Origin of the sequence: Acinetobacter sp. yr461 (genome assembly GCF_900110445.1) — a bacterium.
GTDB classification, from domain to species: domain Bacteria; phylum Pseudomonadota; class Gammaproteobacteria; order Pseudomonadales; family Moraxellaceae; genus Acinetobacter; species Acinetobacter calcoaceticus.
On record NZ_FODU01000001.1, the window covers coordinates 180,981 to 198,050 of the forward strand.

At 41.6% G+C, this 17,070-nt stretch carries 11 protein-coding genes; 5 read left to right on the forward strand and 6 right to left on the reverse strand.

Features of this window, described 5'->3' with window-relative positions:
- The first annotated feature begins 187 nt into the window (after positions 1 to 187).
- Positions 188 to 1,990 (forward strand): acyl-CoA dehydrogenase C-terminal domain-containing protein, encoded by a 1,803-nt coding sequence (locus BMW38_RS00870; RefSeq protein ID WP_092705462.1) that lies wholly within the window; start codon positions 188 to 190, stop codon positions 1,988 to 1,990.
- Between the two features lie 197 nt (positions 1,991 to 2,187).
- Positions 2,188 to 2,991 carry a thioesterase family protein gene (locus tag BMW38_RS00875; RefSeq protein WP_092705463.1) on the forward strand — a complete coding sequence of 268 codons (804 nt, stop codon included), beginning with the start codon at positions 2,188 to 2,190 and terminating at the stop codon, positions 2,989 to 2,991.
- A gap of 72 nt (positions 2,992 to 3,063) precedes the next feature.
- Here BMW38_RS00875 and BMW38_RS00880 read toward each other — a convergent pair whose 3' ends face one another.
- Positions 3,064 to 6,546 (reverse strand): indolepyruvate ferredoxin oxidoreductase family protein, encoded by a 3,483-nt coding sequence (locus BMW38_RS00880; RefSeq protein WP_092705464.1) that lies wholly within the window; start codon positions 6,544 to 6,546, stop codon positions 3,064 to 3,066.
- Positions 6,547 to 6,751: 205 nt separating this feature from the next.
- Between BMW38_RS00880 and BMW38_RS00885 the strand changes: the two genes are divergently transcribed.
- Complete coding sequence (locus BMW38_RS00885) at positions 6,752 to 7,693, forward strand: LysR family transcriptional regulator (protein ID WP_092705465.1); 942 nt, start codon at positions 6,752 to 6,754, stop codon at positions 7,691 to 7,693.
- 250 nt (positions 7,694 to 7,943) lie between these two features.
- Here BMW38_RS00885 and BMW38_RS00890 read toward each other — a convergent pair whose 3' ends face one another.
- From BMW38_RS00890 to BMW38_RS00910, 5 genes are read right to left on the reverse strand one after another with little or no spacing between them, the layout of a single operon-like run.
- Complete coding sequence (locus BMW38_RS00890) at positions 7,944 to 8,846, reverse strand: hydroxymethylglutaryl-CoA lyase (RefSeq protein ID WP_092705466.1); 903 nt, start codon at positions 8,844 to 8,846, stop codon at positions 7,944 to 7,946.
- Positions 8,843 to 10,834: an acetyl/propionyl/methylcrotonyl-CoA carboxylase subunit alpha gene (locus tag BMW38_RS00895; protein WP_092705467.1), complete on the reverse strand. Its 1,992-nt coding sequence runs from the start codon at positions 10,832 to 10,834 to the stop codon at positions 8,843 to 8,845. The genes BMW38_RS00890 and BMW38_RS00895 overlap by 4 nt, the downstream gene beginning before the upstream one ends.
- A gap of 11 nt (positions 10,835 to 10,845) precedes the next feature.
- Complete coding sequence (locus BMW38_RS00900) at positions 10,846 to 11,649, reverse strand: enoyl-CoA hydratase/isomerase family protein (RefSeq protein ID WP_092705468.1); 804 nt, start codon at positions 11,647 to 11,649, stop codon at positions 10,846 to 10,848.
- A 9-nt stretch (positions 11,650 to 11,658) separates the two neighbouring features.
- Positions 11,659 to 13,260, reverse strand: coding sequence for a carboxyl transferase domain-containing protein (locus tag BMW38_RS00905; RefSeq protein ID WP_092705469.1), 1,602 nt, complete (start codon positions 13,258 to 13,260; stop codon positions 11,659 to 11,661).
- Between the two features lie 24 nt (positions 13,261 to 13,284).
- Entirely contained in the window at positions 13,285 to 14,457 is a 1,173-nt protein-coding gene (locus BMW38_RS00910) for an isovaleryl-CoA dehydrogenase (protein WP_092705470.1), read from the reverse strand.
- A 144-nt stretch (positions 14,458 to 14,601) separates the two neighbouring features.
- Between BMW38_RS00910 and BMW38_RS00915 the strand changes: the two genes are divergently transcribed.
- Both BMW38_RS00915 and BMW38_RS00920 read left to right on the forward strand, forming a co-directional pair.
- A complete protein-coding gene (locus BMW38_RS00915; RefSeq protein ID WP_205675519.1) occupies positions 14,602 to 15,219 on the forward strand; it encodes a TetR/AcrR family transcriptional regulator in 618 nt (205 codons plus the stop codon).
- A gap of 110 nt (positions 15,220 to 15,329) precedes the next feature.
- Entirely contained in the window at positions 15,330 to 17,024 is a 1,695-nt protein-coding gene (locus tag BMW38_RS00920) for an AMP-binding protein (protein WP_005047644.1), read from the forward strand.
- The last annotated feature ends 46 nt before the right edge of the window (positions 17,025 to 17,070 follow it).

Here is a 17,070-nt window from a genome sequence, read left to right on the forward strand (position 1 = left end):
TAAATACAACATATTAAATATTTAATGGATGTTTTTACTGGTTAAATTTTATGAAAATAGTGAAAACTAGTTTTGCTATAAGAAATTTTTTGATATTTTGATAATGTTGAAATAATAAAAGTCTATTTAAGGAAAAAAACTATATCTGCCTGCATGAAACGGGCAGTGAAGTGAAAGGGAAAAAACTATGCCTTTATATAAAGCTCCATTACGTGATATGCAATTTGTTCTGCATGAAATGCTTCAAACTGAAGAGAACTACCAACATTTAAGTAAATATCAGGAAAGCGTAAATCGAGAATTAATAGATCAATATTTAGAGGCAGCAGCAGATTTCTGTGAAAATGAATTGGCACCTATTAATCAAAATGGCGATCAAGAAGGGTGCCATTTAAATCAAGGCGTAGTGACTACACCGAAAGGTTTTAAAGAAGCCTACCAAAAATATGCCGAGCTTGGGTTCACCTCTCTAGCCGCCGACCCTGAATATGGTGGGCAGGGCTTACCAACTCTATTACGCATTGCGATTTCTGAAATGTTATGTGGTTCTAACTGGGCTTGGGCAATGTATCAAGGGTTATCTCATGGTGCGATGAGAACAATTGAACACCACGGAACAGAACAGCAAAAGCAGCAATTTTTAACCAAGTTAATTAGTGGAATCTGGACTGGAACCATGTGTTTAACCGAATCACATGCGGGCTCGGACCTCGGTTTAATTAGAACTAAGGCTGAACCAAATTCGGATGGTAGTTACTCAATTACTGGGGAAAAGATTTTTATATCGGCAGGTGAACACGATCTTTCTGAAAATATTATTCATATTGTTTTAGCTCGATTACCTCAGGCACCCGCAGGCACAAAAGGTATTTCTTTGTTTATCGTGCCTAAATTTAATGTAGATGATGAAGGTAATTTGCAAAATCGCAATCAGGTCGTCTGTAGTGCCATTGAACATAAAATGGGAATTCATGGAAATGCCACCTGTGTTCTTAATTTTGATGGTGCTCAAGGTTATTTGATTGGTCCGGAAAATCGTGGGCTTAATTGTATGTTTACCTTTATGAATACGGCACGTATTGGCACGGCAGTACAAGGGCTTGCTGCTTCAGAAATTTCATTTCAGGGTGCATTAAGTTATGCAAAAGAGCGGCTCGCAATGCGTTCATTATCTGGTCCAAAATATCCAGAAAAGAATGCCGATCCGATTATTGTACATCCTGCCGTGCGCTCAATGTTAATGACACAAAAAGCATTTGCCGAAGGTGGACGTGCGCTGGCTTATTTTCTAGCTCAACATGTAGACATTGTTGAAAGTTCAGCCGATCAAGAGCAGCAAAAACAGTCAGATGAATTACTGGCTTTTTTAACACCTATTGCTAAAGCCTTTTTAACTGAGTCTGGTAATGAGTCTGCAAAACATGGTGTTCAGGTGTTTGGCGGGCATGGGTTTATTGTTGAGCATGGAATGGAGCAAATTGTACGCGATGCACGCATTTCAACATTGTATGAAGGAACAACCGAAATCCAGTCTTTAGATTTGCTTGCACGTAAAGTCTTAAATTCAGAAGGCAAGCTCTTGAAGAATATGACGGATTTAATTGATCAATTCATTCTTCAACATCAAGCAAATGTTGCACTGAAACCTTATTTAGAAAAATTAGGTGAACTTAAGCAACAATGGTTATCGCTCACTAAAACAATTGCCGAAAAAGCGAAGTATAACCCCGAAGAAATTGGCGCGGCCTCTGTAGATTATCTTTATTTTTCCAGTTACGTCGTGTTTGCCTATCTTTGGGCTCGAATGGCTCAAGTTGCCCATGAAAAATTGGCATTAGGTACAAAAGAGGAAGCTTTTTATAAAGCGAAGCTAAGCACAGCTAAGTTTTTCTATCAAAAACTTTTACATCGTACACAAAGCCATGCTGCCGCAATTGAGTCAGGAGCTGACTGTGTCATGGAGCTTGATCAAGAGGCTTTTGCATTTTAGTTAATCGTAGTTTTTGAGAATCAATGGGTGAAATTTTCATGTGGAATTTTACCCATTGATTAAATTTGTAACTTTAGACTCATGAGTTTTTGGTAGGAAAAACCAATTTAGCCAAAGGAATAGATCACTAATATAAGCATTAAAACGTGAACTTTCATCGAATATTGATGTTCGATAAGGACTAAGGAAAGAAAATCATGAATGCTTATTATCAATTACTGAATAGAACAATTGGTCCTCAAGGTGAAGTCATTGCTCATTATTGCTCAACTGTTCATGCACAAGGTGCTTGGAACCCTCATGAACAGCATATGGCGCCTGCAAGTGGAGTTATCGCAGCGGAGTTAGAGCAATTTTCACCACGACAAGATATGCGAATTGGTCGAATTAGTTTTGATATCTTCGGTCTTATTGCCTTTGGTGAATTTACAATTAAGACGCAAGTGATTCGTGCCGGAAAAACCATTGAGCTAATAGAAGCTGAAATGCAAGCGCAAGGTAAAACCTGTATTGTTGCCAGAGCATGGCGAATGTGTACTCAAGACAGTTCTGCTATTGCTGGTCTTGAAGATCAGCCAGTTCATCATCCAGACTCTTTTACAGAGTGGAAGGGTATGAAAAGATGGCCGGGTGGTTTTATTCAGACTCTAGAGACGAAAACTGACAATCAGCATCGCGCGGGCAAAGGTATCGTTTGGTTAAATAATGATAAAGAAATGGTTGAAGGGCAGCCGACCACAGATTTTGCACATTTGATTGGCATGGTAGATACCGCAAATGGAATTGTACCAAGACAAGAAGGTGAGTTTACGTGGGGCTTTCCAAATCTTGATTTGCAAATTCACATGCATCGTTATCCGCAAGGTAAATGGTTAGGTTTGGAAACTGTTCAGCAATATGGATCGGATGGTATTGGCTTAACAAGCGCGGTTTTACATGATATCTATGGCCCATTTGGACGAAGCGAGCAGATTTTGACTTTACGTAAGATGACCAAATAAATATTTGAACATATAAAAAGTCATCCCTGAGGATGACTTTTTTATTTTGAGATTTAATTTTTAAGCAATTTATTAGCTACGAACTTTAATCAGTGTCGGTGTAAGTTCATCCCAACGCACTTTTGCAGCGTCCATTGCTTTCATTTTGATATGTCCATAACCACGAACTTCTGCTGGTAATTTTGCAATTTGTTCAGCAACAGCCAAGTTATGATTTTCTGGCGCTTCAACCAGTGCTTCAACAAAAGCGATGTAACGGTCACGCCATGCTTGTTCGTGTTGACGCTCTTCTTGGCGCGCAAAAGGGTCAAGGAAAGTTTCACGAAGCCATTGTAGGCGAGCAAGCATCATCATTGGGAAGCGCACCCAGTAACCAAACGCACGTTTACGAACATTTTGCAGACCACCCAATAACGCTGGTGGAGCAAGATGGTAAGTTAAACGTAAGCCTTTACCGAACTGTGTTTCAATCGATTCTTTGAAGCTTTTGCCTGTTAACAGACGTGCAACTTCATATTCATCTTTGTACGCCATGACTCTATAAAGCTGGGTTGCAATGGTACCAGTTAATTCCTCTGGTAACTTTTTAGCAGCCAGTTCTACCAGCGTACGGTATTTAGTTGCGTAAGCTTCATTCCAATAGTCTGTCAGACGAGTAGAGCGGTCTTCAACAAGTTCAGCCAACGTTTGCGGCGTTTTGGTTTTTGGCATTGCCGCAAGTAAACGTGTAGCTAAAGTTGGATCACTTGCAAGATGACAACCCACACGGAAAGCTTCGATGTTCTTTTCAACAGCAGTACCATTTAACTTAATTGCTTTTTCAATGCTTTCACGTAAGAGCGGAATGCGGCCAGACTGCCATGCCATACCGAGTAATAACTGATTGGTATATATTGCATCGCCCAATAGTTGTGTTGCAATGCGAGCTGCTGGTAATGAAACCAATTGACCTTGACGAACACGACCACGAAGACGATCAATTAAATCGGTAATAGGTGCATACCAGTCACGAGATTTAATAAATTCAGAAGTCGGCGTGCTGTCTTCATTAACAATGACTAAAGCATCATCTCTTAAGCGCGAAAGTGCGGCACTACCACCAGCGACTACGGCATCTGCACCAATCAATAACTCACATTGTCCTGCTGGAATTTTTGTAGAAGAGATTTGATCATCACTTGCTGCAAGTTGTACGTATGAATAAACCGTACCGCCTTTTTGCGCAAGTCCAGCCATGTCCATAACACGTGTCGCTTTGCCTTCTAGGTGAGCTGCCATACCAAGGAGTGCACCAATAGTCACAACACCTGTACCGCCAATACCACCGACCATAATACGACTTGGAACATCATATAATTGAGGAATGATTGGTGATGTTGGCCAGCCTGCGGCAATTCCTTCAAATTTAGCTGGACGTTTCATATCACGTGTATGAACAGTCACAAAACTTGGGCAGAACCCTTCAGCACAAGTGAAGTCTTTATTACAGCTACTTTGGTTAATTTGACGCTTAGTACCTAAAGCTGTCTCTACTGGCTCAATAGATAAACAGTTTGATTTTTTCGAACAGTCGCCACAGCCTTCGCAAATATCACTGTTAATGTATAAACGCTCAGCTGGGTCAGGGTAGGCATCACGTTTACGGCGACGGCGTTTTTCACTGGCACAGGTTTGTACATAAATTAAAGCGGTCACACCTGAAACTTCACGTAACTCACGTTGAACTGCGTCGAGTTCATTGCGGTGGCGAATTTCTACACCCGGTGCAATGCCGTCTTCTTCGTTTAATAGTTTAACTTCATCAGTGACAATAACTTGTTTTTTGATACCTTCGGCAGCCAGCTGACGAGTTAACTGCGCAACGCTCAAATGTCCATCTACATGCTGACCACCTGTCATAGCGACCGCATCGTTGTAGAGGATTTTATAGGTAATATTAGTTTTTGCAGCGATAGACTGACGAATTGCTAAGTAACCTGAGTGGAAGTAAGTTCCATCACCAAGGTTGGCAAAAATGTGTTTTTCGTTAGTAAAAGGTGATGCACCTACCCAACTTACACCTTCACCGCCCATTTGAGAGAACGTTTCGGTACCACGGTCAAGTGAAACAGCAATATAGTGACAACCAATACCGCCTAATGCACGGCTACCTTCAGGAACGACTGTTGAAGAGTTATGTGGGCAACCACTACAGAAATACGGTTTACGTTCAGCAAGATCGATTACACGTTTTGATTCTTGCTCTGCTTTTAGCAGTAAGTCGATTCTACTTTGGATTTGTACTTTTAAGCTTTCTGGAATATCGAGTTTTAAGAAGCGAGCAGCCAACATTTTTGCAATAGGTTCAGGCTGAAACTCATAGTGACCAATGAGCGGTGCTTCCTCAATAGAAGTACTCCATTCACCTTTACCATCAGTTGCTTTACCAATCACATGTGGGCGTTTGCCATCAGGAAGTGAATACAGCTCATCTTTAATTTGTGCTTCAATAATTGGGCGTTTTTCTTCAATAACGATCAGTTCTTGCAAACCTTCTGCAAATTCACGAACGCCTTGAGGTTCTAAAGGCCAAATCATCCCAACTTGATAAACACGTAGCCCAAGCTGTTGGGCTTTTTCATCTTCAATACCTAAAATGCGTAAGGCTTCAATCGTATCTAAATAACCTTTACCACTTGCGGCAATACCGACACGGGCATTTTCACAAGGCCATGTTACTGTGTTGATTTTATTTGCGCGAGCATAGGCCAAAACAGCAGGTAAACGATATTTATAAAGACGTTCTTCTTGCTGAATGCCATGATCTGGCCAACGAATATTAACGCCGTCGGCAGGGAAATTAACGTCTTTTGGTATAACGGGAGTGACTCGGTCGAGGTCAACATGAACTGAAGCGGAAGTTTCTACAATTTCACTGACCAGCTTCATTGAAGACCATAGGCCAGAAAAACGTGAGACAGCAATGGCATGAACGCCAAAGTCTAAAATTTGTTGAACGGATGTTGGGTAGAAAATTGGAATACCACAACCAATCATGACATGTTCAGATTGGTGAGGGATTGTAGAAGATTTACATGAGTGGTCATCACCAAATAAAGCAACCACACCGCCACGTTCAGAGGTACCAGCTAAGTTCGCATGGCGGAGTACATCGCCTGAACGATCAACACCCGGGCCTTTACCATACCACCATGAAGACACTCCATCATATTTGCCTTGTCCTGAAAGGTTAACTTGTTGAGTACCCCAAATTGCGGTAGCAGCCAAGTCTTCATTTACACCAGGTTGAAATACGACATTATGGGATTTAAGTAATCCTTGAACTTGCCAAAGGAAACTATCATAGTTACCGACAGGAGAACCGCGATAACCAGAAATAAAACCAGCAGTATGATAACCATTAATCGCGTCACGGCGAGTTTGGGCAAGAGGCAACCGAACAAGTGCCTGAATGCCAGTCATATATGCTGTACCGTTATCACTTATATATTTATCTTCAAGTGACACATCCTTTGTTGCAATAATATTTGGAGTGACTTTTGTAGCTATGTTCATTTATATCTCCTTAGAATTTTTAGTAGTTCGGACTACTTTCTTTTTTCAACATCCAGTTGAATATTTGGAGCAAGTGACATACGAAATAAAAAAAAGATCGGTTCCTCTTCTTAAAAAGAATTAGTGCCAATGTATGTACATTTAGTCATTGTGGTTGATCTAAACTGGTGCAACAATCCGTAATTTAGGAAAACATATTTACGTTATGCGCAAAAATCTCGATGGTGGACTATTGCATGCAATGCATGCATTCCTGAAAGTGATTGATAGCGGGAGTTTCACAGCAGCAGCTGAGCAGATGGATCTGACCACAGCACAGGTTTCACGTCTTATCAGCGAGCTAGAAACACGCTTAGGTACAAAATTAATACAACGCTCAACGCGCCAGCAGGCTCTGACCGATATTGGTGCGACTTATGCAGAGCGCTGTCGCCAAGTCATTTCAATAGTGGATGAAGCAGAATCAGAAGTAACAGGAACGGCATCTAAACCGAAAGGGCGTTTACGTGTATTAAGCATGGGAAGCTTTGGGCATCACTATGTTTTTCCAGTCATGGCCGAGTTTTGCAAAAATTATCCCGAGTTAACGGTGGAATATACGACATCACAGTACGTTCCGGACCTGTTGGCAAAAGGGGTCGATGTCAGTCTTTATCTCACTGAGTCTTTAACAGATTCCCGCTTTGTCGCTCGCAGAATTGGCACTATTTTTTCTGTTTTATGTGCTTCACCTGCATATCTAGAAAAACATGGTGTTCCTAAGTCACCAGAAGACTTAAAAAACCATGCTTGTTTACGATTAGTCAATCCATCGATTACAGCAGATTGGCACTTGTTAAATGCAAATGGTGAGTCTTACCAAATTGATATTGGTGGGCAACTCATTGCAGATAACCCAGAATTATTATTAGATGTTGTACAGCAGGACATGGGCGTGGCGTTATTACCGATGTTTTCGGCTTTAGATGCAGTTCAGAATGGAAGATTATGCCATATCTTGCCAGAGTGGCGTTCGCCCGATATTGGGGTTTATACCTTATTGCCTTCACGCCATTTTATTGATGCCAAAACGCGTGCATGGTTGGATTGGGTGGAAGAATATATTTCGCCAAGAATTGAAATGGATGCATCTTATTTTTATAAATAATGAGATAAATTCTTAAGGACTAAGATAGAAAAGGATGAACAATAATACGGATTAGAATAAAAATAGGGTAGAGAATGCTTCTGTTGAGAGAGGCATTTAATACAGAGATAAATGATAGATTTTTAATAAATTGCATGAGGGATTTAGTCCCAATTCCTGATCAGAATGAGATAAAGACTAGACGCGATGATCTGGTACTCAGCCTAATAGATTAAGCCTTATACCAGATGCTGAGTTATTTTATTTATTACTACGCACACTTGGTTTGCCAATAAGCATTTGCATAATTCGACAAGCTTTTTCGGTTTAATACATTGCTAATATTTTGGCTGGCTTGCATCAGTTTTTCTAAGTCAATGCCAGTTTCAAATCCCATTTGTGACAGCAAATAGAACAGATCTTCAGTAGATACATTACCAGAGGCACCTTTGGCGTATGGGCAGCCGCCAAGTCCAGCAAGGGACGAGTCAAAAACGCGAATACCTTGCTGTAAAGACTGATAAATATTGGCAATTGCCATGCCATAGGTATTGTGGAAATGCCCAGCTAAAATCTTGCTGTCTAGTTCAGCGAGGCATGCTTGCCAAACTTTTTGAACTCGATCTGGGGTTGCTGTGCCAATGGTTTCACCTAAAGACACTTCATAGCAGCCCATGTCATAGAGCCGTTTAACGACTTTCACCACTTGCTCAGGTGCAATAGCGCCTTCATAAGGGCAATCGACAATACAAGAGACATAGCCGCGTACACGAATATTGTGTGCTTTCGCTGCGGTCATGACGTCGCTAAATTTTTCAAAGCTTTCATCGATAGAGCAGTTAATATTTTTACGGGTAAAGCTTTCAGAAGCTGCGGTAAAAACCGCAACCTCTTTGCATCCTACTGCTTGAGCAGTTTCAAAGCCTTTGATATTTGGAGTAAGCAGACTAAATTGCACATCTGTGGTCTGCGGTAATAGCTTAAACAGCTCATCACTTTGAGCCATTTGCGGCACCCATTTTGCCGAAACGCATGAACCGACTTCAATAGATTTTAGGCCTGCATTAATCAGGTCATTAATGAAGTTTAAGCGTTGTTCGACGGTTAAAGCCTGCTTTTCGTTTTGAAGGCCGTCTCTGGGACCGACCTCCACGATTTTGACAAACTCACTCATGCAACTTCCTCCTGAGCAGGTTGAAATTCCACAAGCTCATCGCCAGCTTTGACCTGATCACCAACTTGGAAGTAGGAGTCTACAATTAAGCCGTCTTTAGGCGCACGGATGGTATATTCCATTTTCATGGCTTCAAGCGTCATTAAAATATCGTCTTTTTTCACGCTATGATTTGCACTCACCAGCACTTGCGTGACAACACCCGGCATTGGCGCTTTTAAGTGACCTTCATCAGCTTGGCTATCTGCCTGATTAAAGTCTTGGCGAATATAAGCAAATTTATAGCTTTGCCCATTTTGGAACAATGTAATACCTTGCTGACTTTGGTTGAACGACAGCTTTTGCTGAGTCCCACCAATTTGAACAGAGGCTGTATGTGCATCAATTAATTGACCAGAAATAGGGTAGCTTTGTCCGTTATATTCTGCGGTGAAGCCTTGTTCATTTGAAGCAAATTTGATTTGGATATTTTGGTTTAAATAGTTCAGTTTAATACTGTGCTGGTAGGCAATATTTAAACGCCAAAGTGGTTGAGCTTGCCAAAGCTGTTTTTGGCTTGAGCGATTGTTTTCGAGTTTACTTAGAAACTCAATAAATGCTGCTGCCACTACAAGTTCTGGTTTGATCTCTTCAGGGCTAAACAAGAAGTTTTGTTCGCGTTGAATCAGGTTGGTATCAAGCTTGGCTTGTTTGAATGAGTCGCTGCGAACAATCTTTTCAAGAAAGGCAATGTTGTTGCCTAAGCCATCTACATGGAATTGACTTAAAGCGTGTTGCATTTGAATAAGCGCAGCTTCACGGTTTTTACCCCATACAATGAGTTTGGCAATCATTGGGTCGTAATAAGTCGTGATTTCATCGCCTTCAACAATACCGCTATCTACACGCACATATTGGTTTTGAGTTGGGTAGTGCAAATAGTCAATTTTACCAATCGCAGGTAAAAAGCCTTTTTCAGGTTCTTCGGCGTAAATACGTGCTTCGAGCGCGTGGCCGTGAATTTGCAATTCGTTTTGTAGTTTAGGTAATGGTTCGCCATAAGCTACACGAAGTTGCCATTCAACCAAGTCTTCACCAGTAATCATTTCTGTCACTGGGTGCTCGACTTGTAAGCGGGTATTCATTTCCATGAAATACGCCGTACCGTCTTGTTCCACAATAAACTCAACGGTCCCAGCACCGACATAGTCTACTGCACGTGCAGCATCAATTGCCGCTTGGCGCATTGCATCAAGCTTTTCGCTCGGCATTTGTGGAGCAGGGGCTTCTTCCAGTACTTTTTGGTGGCGGCGTTGTACAGAGCAGTCGCGTTCAAACAAATGCACATAGTTACCATGTGTGTCGCCAAACACTTGTACTTCGATGTGACGCGGTTGAATCACATAGCGTTCAATCAAGACATCATCATTACCAAAGCTCGATTTAGCTTCGCGCTTACAAGAAGCTAATGCATGTAGAAAATCTTCACTACGTTCAACCAGACTCATGCCTTTGCCACCACCGCCAGCACTGGCTTTAATTAAAACTGGATAGCCAATTTGGTCTGCCTGTTGTTTTAAAAAGTCGGCATCTTGGTTGGTTCCGTGATAACCCGGTGTTAAAGGGACGCCTGCTTTTTCCATTAAAGCTTTAGACGTGGCTTTTAAACCCATAGCTAAAATGGCATCGACTGGCGGGCCAATAAAGCAAATATTGTGTTGTTGGCAAGCTAGCGCAAACTGGTCATTTTCGGATAAAAAGCCGTAGCCCGGATGGATCGCTTGGCTACCTGTATCAATGGCAGCTTGAATAATGCGGTCAGCTTGTAAATAACTTTGAGTCGCAGGAGACTGGCCAATATAGATGGCTTCATCTGCAAGTTTGACATGTTGTGCATTTGCGTCTGCGTCTGAATAAACAGCAACTGTTGCGATACCCAGTTTTTTTGCGGTACGAATTACGCGGCAGGCAATTTCACCACGGTTCGCAATTAAAATCTTTTCAAACATGATGATCGTCCTTAATTGTTGTTATTCGAGTTAGAAACCCAAGCAGGCTGTTGTTTATTTAAAAAGGCACTCAGACCTTCTTTTGCCTCGCTACCTTGACGGACTTGAGCAATATGATGCGCCGTTTGTTGTAGCAAGTCATTGCTCATGGTCTGGTTGCTCACCATTTGAATGAGTTGTTTTGATGCAGCCTGAGCATGGGGGCCACCAAGTAATAGAGCATCAATAATTTCTTGAACTTTTCTGTCTAAGTCTTCCGCATCTGCGACTTCATGTGCCAAGCCAATTTGTTTGGCGTCACGTGCTGAAATACGTTCAGCAGTTAAGAAGTAACGAGAGGCTTGTCTTGCACCAATCGCACGAATCACATAGGGACTAATGGTAGAGGGCGCAAGGCCTAAACGCACTTCAGAAGTTGCAAACCTGGCATCAGTGCTGGCAATGCAAATGTCACAAGCCGATGCCAAGCCCATACCGCCGCCAAAGGCAATGCCATGAACGCGGGCAATGGTTGGTTGTCTCAGCGTTGCAAGTGCATCTAACATTTGCGCGAGTTTTAGAGCATCTGCTTCATTTTCTGCTGAAGATGCCTGACCTGCCTGTTTCATCCAATTCAGGTCAGCGCCGGCCGAAAAACTTTTGCCACGACCGGCTAAAACCACAACACGAATATCATCACGTGTATTAATTTGCTTAAAGCAAGCATGCAGCTCTTCAATGACTGTTGTATTGAAGGCATTGTGCAGTTCAGGGCGATTTAGCCAAACATAGGCAACTTGACCTTGTTGTTCGAGTTGTAAAAATTGATAGCTCATATACACCTCTTACATGCGGAACACGCCAAATTTAGTTGGCTGGATAGGGGCATTCATGGCAGCTGCAAGACTTAAACCCAGTACTTGACGGGTTTGAGCTGGGTCAATTACACCGTCATCCCAAAGGCGGGCAGAAGCATAATATGGATGGCCTTGGCGTTCGTATTGTTCACGAATGGGTTGTTTAAACTCATCTTCTTGTTGAGCTGACCACTCGGCACCTTTTTGCTCAATTTGATCACGCTTTAAAGTTGAAAGTACGCTGGCTGCTTGTTCGCCACCCATCACTGAAATACGAGAGTTTGGCCAAGTCCATAAAAAGCGTGGTGAATAAGCGCGTCCGCACATGCCGTAGTTACCCGCACCAAATGAACCGCCAATAATCAGGGTGAGTTTGGGCACATTGGCGGTTGCAACTGCCATGACCAGTTTAGCGCCATTTTTTGCAATCCCTTCGTTTTCATACTGGCGACCGACCATAAAGCCCGTAATGTTTTGTAGAAATAACAAAGGAATATTGCGCTGAGTACACAGTTCAATAAAGTGTGCACCTTTTTGTGCAGACTCTGAAAATAAAATCCCGTTATTGGCAATAATTCCGACTGGCATACCATACAGCGAAGCAAAACCAGTAATGAGGGTTGAGCCAAAACGTGCTTTAAACTCATCAAAACGAGAACCATCTACAATGCGCGCAATCACTTCACGAATATCAAAAGGCTTACGTGCATCACTTGGTACTACACCATAGAGTTCCGATGCATCAAACAATGGTTCATTAACTTGTTTATTTAAATCATTTGGCTTTTTATTGAGGTTGGCAACAATGTTCCGGGCAATCGCAATTGCATGTTCATCATTTTCAGCTAAATGGTCAGCCACACCTGAAAGACGTGTGTGCACATCACCACCGCCTAAATCTTCACTGCTCACCACTTCGCCAGTTGCAGCTTTTACAAGAGGAGGGCCACCTAAGAAAATCGTACCTTGATTACGGACAATAATGGTCTCATCAGACATGGCAGGCACATAAGCACCACCTGCTGTACAGCTCCCCATCACTACAGCAATTTGGGCAATACCAAGGCTCGACATGCGTGCTTGATTATAGAAAATACGTCCAAAGTGATCACGATCTGGGAAAACTTCATCTTGCATTGGTAAATAGGCACCACCTGAGTCCACCAAATAAATACAAGGCAAGTGATTTTGTTCGGCAATTTCTTGTGCACGTAAATGCTTTTTGACCGTAAGTGGGTAATACGTTCCACCTTTAACCGTTGCATCGTTGGCAACGATCATGCAAGTGATGCCGTTAACTTGACCAATACCTGCAATCACACCCGCAGCTGGAACATCATCTTCATAAACGTTGTACGCTGCCAATTGACCAATTTCTAAAAATGCCGTGCCGACATCAATCAGTTGATCAATACGTTCACGGGGTAAAAGTTTACCTCGAGCCAAATGTTTTTGACGGGCATTTTCACCACCACCTAAAGCAATACGTTGGGCCACTTGTTTGAGATCTGTGACCAATGTTTGCATGGCTTGCTGGTTTGTTTTGAAGTCTTCACTTCGAACATTAATCTTGCTTTGTAATTGGTTCATAAGATGCGTCCTTATTTATAATTATTATTTGGTTTCATTGAAGAGTTCGCGGCCAATCAACATACGGCGAATTTCAGAAGTTCCGGCACCAATTTCATAAAGTTTTGCATCACGCCATAAACGACCAGCAGGGAATTCATTGATGTAACCATTACCGCCCAGAGTTTGGATTGCTTCGCCTGCCATCCATGTGGCTTTTTCAGCAGAATATAAAATGGCACTTGCAGCATCTTTTCGTAGGCTGCGGTCATGGTCGGCTTTGTCGCAAGCAGCACCAACCGCATAAACGAGTGCTTTACATGCCAACCAAGTTGAATACATATCAGCAAGTTTGCCTTGCATGAGCTGGAATTCACCTAAAGCCTGACCAAACTGTTCGCGTTGATGTAAATAAGGAATCACCACATCTAAACAAGCATCCATAATTCCTAAAGGTCCGGCACTTAAAACTGCACGTTCATAGTCCAAACCACTCATGAGTACTTTTGTACCATTACCCACGCCACCCAGTACGTTTTCAGCAGGCACTTCCACATTGTCAAAAAATAGTGGGTAAGTGTTAGAGCCACGCATACCGAGTTTGTCTAAATGATTACCATGACTAAAGCCTTTCATGCCTTTTTCAACTAAAAAAGCAGTCATGCCTTTCGCACCAGCTTTAGGGTCAGTTTTTGCATAAACCACAAGTACATCTGCATCACCGCCGTTGGTGATCCACATTTTTGAACCGTTTAAAACAAAATGATCGCCTTTTTGCTCCGCACGTAATTTCATGCTAACCACATCAGAACCGGCATTTGGTTCAGACATGGCGAGGGCACCTACATATTCACCAGAAATCAGTTTAGGTAAGTATTTCTGTTTTTGTTGCTCATTACCGTTTCGGTTAATTTGGTTTACACATAAATTAGAATGAGCACCGTAAGACAGACCAATGGCTGCCGAAGCACGAGAAATTTCTTGCATGGCAATAATATGAGCTAAATAACCCATATTGGCACCGCCATATTCTTCAGAAACCGTCATGCCTAAAAGGCCCATATCTCCGAATTTTTTCCAGAGATGTGCAGGGAATTTATTGTCTTGATCAACTTGTTGGGCAATTGGTGCAATTTCCTTTGCACAAAATGCGGCTACTGAATTTTGAAGCGCAATTAAAGTTTCATCTAGACCGAAATTCAAGCTGCGAAGGTTCATGATATTTTCATCCTATTGGTTATATTTGTTGTCCATAAAATATTTTGTGGGTATTTGATATGTACCATACAATGATTTTTTAAAAAAGTGAATACAGATTCATAAAATGATTTACAATTCATTTTATTTGTTAGAGAATAAATTATGAGCTATAAACGATCATCTTTAATGCAAGAGCGGATGGAGCAAAATCGTAAGTCGATTTTGAGTTCAGCCAGAAAATTAATTTCAGAGGGAGGGTTTAAAGACGCACAAATACAAACAATTGCAGAGCAAGCGGGTGTATCAAGTGGTCTGGTTTATCGCTACTTCGATAATAAAAGCCAAGTGCTCATTGAGGTTTTGTCTGAGGCCATTAACACAGAACTATTGGTGATTGATTCGATTACTGAAAGTGATTTATCGGCAAAGCAGAAATTACACAAGGCGGTGGCAACCTTTGTAAAACGGGCACTGAATAGTCCTCAGCTTGCATATTCACTCATGTTTGAACCCGTCGATTCAACGGTTGAACATGAGCGTTTTCGTGTGAAGCAATTGATTAAACAAAGTATTAAAAAAATACTTGCGGATGGAAATGCAAGTGGTGAGTTTGTCTTGGATGATTTAAATACAGCAGCACTTTGTGTTGTTGGTGCCATGACCTATGTGGTGGTTGAACCCCTAGATCCAGCTCAAAATACAAAGTTTGATCAAGCACACAGAGACTATTTTTCAAAACAGATTGCTGACTTTTGTGTGGATGCTGTGCAGAAGAAATAGGGCATATAAAGGATAAACATTACAAAGTAGGCGGTTTGGAAAAGTAGTTGCAGTAACAACAATTAGATCAGGTACGAAGAGAATTACAAAGAATCAAGGAGAATGATTCAATGCAACAAGAACGGTTAAGCTACGCCTCGGGACCAAGCACACAGCCCTTATTGGGTATGACCATTGGTGAACAATTTGATCAGGCCTGTCGGCAATATGCAGAAAAGGAAGCAATTGTCAGTTTTCACCAAAACAGACGATTAACCTATAAAGCTTTACAGGATGAAGTAAATGCTTTTGCTTGTAGCTTGTTGAAATTGGGTTTAAAAAAAGGCGACCGATTAGCCATCTGGTCACCAAACTGTGTGGAATGGACAGTTACCCAATTTGCAGCTTTTAAAGCAGGAATTATTTTAGTCAATCTAAATACAGCTTATAAAAGCCATGAACTTGAATATGTGTTGAATAAAGTCTCATGCAAAGGATTGATTATTGCTTCTCAATTCAAAACCACCGATTACCAAGAATTACTCACAAAAATTGCCCCTGAGTTAACCAACAGTCCTGATAAAGTGCTCAGTTCAGAACGACTGCCACATTTAAAATTTGTCATTAAAATTGATGACCAGCAACACACAGGCATTCACCGTTTTAGTGATTTAGTTACAACACCAAACTCCGAGCAGCTTGAACAATTAAAACAGTTAACCAAGCAACATCAGTTTGATGAAACCATTAATATCCAATTTACTTCAGGTACAACAGGTAACCCAAAAGGGACCATGTTGACCCACCATAATATTTTAAATAATGGCTATTTTGTTGGCGAAGGCATTCGTTTAACGCCTCAAGATAAAGTCTGTATTTCTGTACCGTTGTTTCATTGTTTTGGCATGGTGATGGGGAATTTAGCATGTGTTACGCATGGGGCAACGATGGTCTATCCATCGGCGGTATTTAATCCTTTAGAAACGTTAAAAGCCATTCATCAAGAACGCTGTACGGCAGCTTATGGCGTGCCAACCATGTTTATTGCAACTCTAGAACATGAACAGTTTAATGAGTTTGATCTGTCGAGTTTAAGAACGGGCATCATGGCAGGCAGTCCTTGTCCACGTGAAATTATGCAGCGGGTCATAGACCGTATGCATATGTCTGAAATCACGATTTGTTATGGCATGACTGAAACCTCGCCAGTCAGTGTACAAAGTTCGGTAAATGATTCGATTGATAAACGAGTAAGCACAGTTGGGCATGTTCATCCGCATGTTGAAATTAAAATTGTCGATTTAGAAGGTCAGATTGTTCAGCAAGGGACTTTAGGCGAGCTATGTGTTCGTGGCTATTCAGTCATGGCTGGTTATTGGGGTGAAGAAGAAAAGACCCGTGAAGTGATTGATGCGGCTGGCTGGATGCATACGGGTGATATTGCAGAAATGGACCAAGACGGCTTTATTAAAATTAAAGGTCGTATCAAAGATGTCGTGATTCGTGGAGGGGAAAATCTCTTTCCAAAAGAAATTGAAGACTTTTTATATACTCATCCCGATGTGAGCGATGTACAGGTGATAGGCTTGCCAGATGCGAGATATGGCGAAGAACTCTGTGCATGTATTATTTTGCATGAACATCATCAAATTGATGAAAATAGCATTCGTCAATTCTGTAAAGAGCATATTTCCCATAATAAAGTGCCGCGCTATGTTCGTTTCTTTAACGAATTTCCAATGACTGCTTCAGGCAAAGCCCAAAAGTTTAAGTTACAAGAAATTATGCGTGCTGAGCTTAATTTAACAGGAAATGTCTTTGACTAAAGAAGCCAAAAGACCAGTCAAAGTGCAGCAAACTATAAATTGAAAG

Bases quoted from the DNA above. Each gene is read 5' to 3' on its own strand.
- BMW38_RS00870 (WP_092705462.1), top strand. From the start codon at position 188: ATGCCTTTATATAAAGCTCCATTACGTGATATGCAATTTGTTCTGCAT.
- BMW38_RS00875 (WP_092705463.1), top strand. From the start codon at position 2,188: ATGAATGCTTATTATCAATTACTGAATAGAACAATTGGTCCTCAAGGT.
- BMW38_RS00880 (WP_092705464.1), bottom strand. From the start codon at position 6,546: ATGAACATAGCTACAAAAGTCACTCCAAATATTATTGCAACAAAGGAT.
- BMW38_RS00885 (WP_092705465.1), top strand. From the start codon at position 6,752: ATGCGCAAAAATCTCGATGGTGGACTATTGCATGCAATGCATGCATTC.
- BMW38_RS00890 (WP_092705466.1), bottom strand. From the start codon at position 8,846: ATGAGTGAGTTTGTCAAAATCGTGGAGGTCGGTCCCAGAGACGGCCTT.
- BMW38_RS00895 (WP_092705467.1), bottom strand. From the start codon at position 10,834: ATGTTTGAAAAGATTTTAATTGCGAACCGTGGTGAAATTGCCTGCCGC.
- BMW38_RS00900 (WP_092705468.1), bottom strand. From the start codon at position 11,649: ATGAGCTATCAATTTTTACAACTCGAACAACAAGGTCAAGTTGCCTAT.
- BMW38_RS00905 (WP_092705469.1), bottom strand. From the start codon at position 13,260: ATGAACCAATTACAAAGCAAGATTAATGTTCGAAGTGAAGACTTCAAA.
- BMW38_RS00910 (WP_092705470.1), bottom strand. From the start codon at position 14,457: ATGAACCTTCGCAGCTTGAATTTCGGTCTAGATGAAACTTTAATTGCG.
- BMW38_RS00915 (WP_205675519.1), top strand. From the start codon at position 14,602: ATGAGCTATAAACGATCATCTTTAATGCAAGAGCGGATGGAGCAAAAT.
- BMW38_RS00920 (WP_005047644.1), top strand. From the start codon at position 15,330: ATGCAACAAGAACGGTTAAGCTACGCCTCGGGACCAAGCACACAGCCC.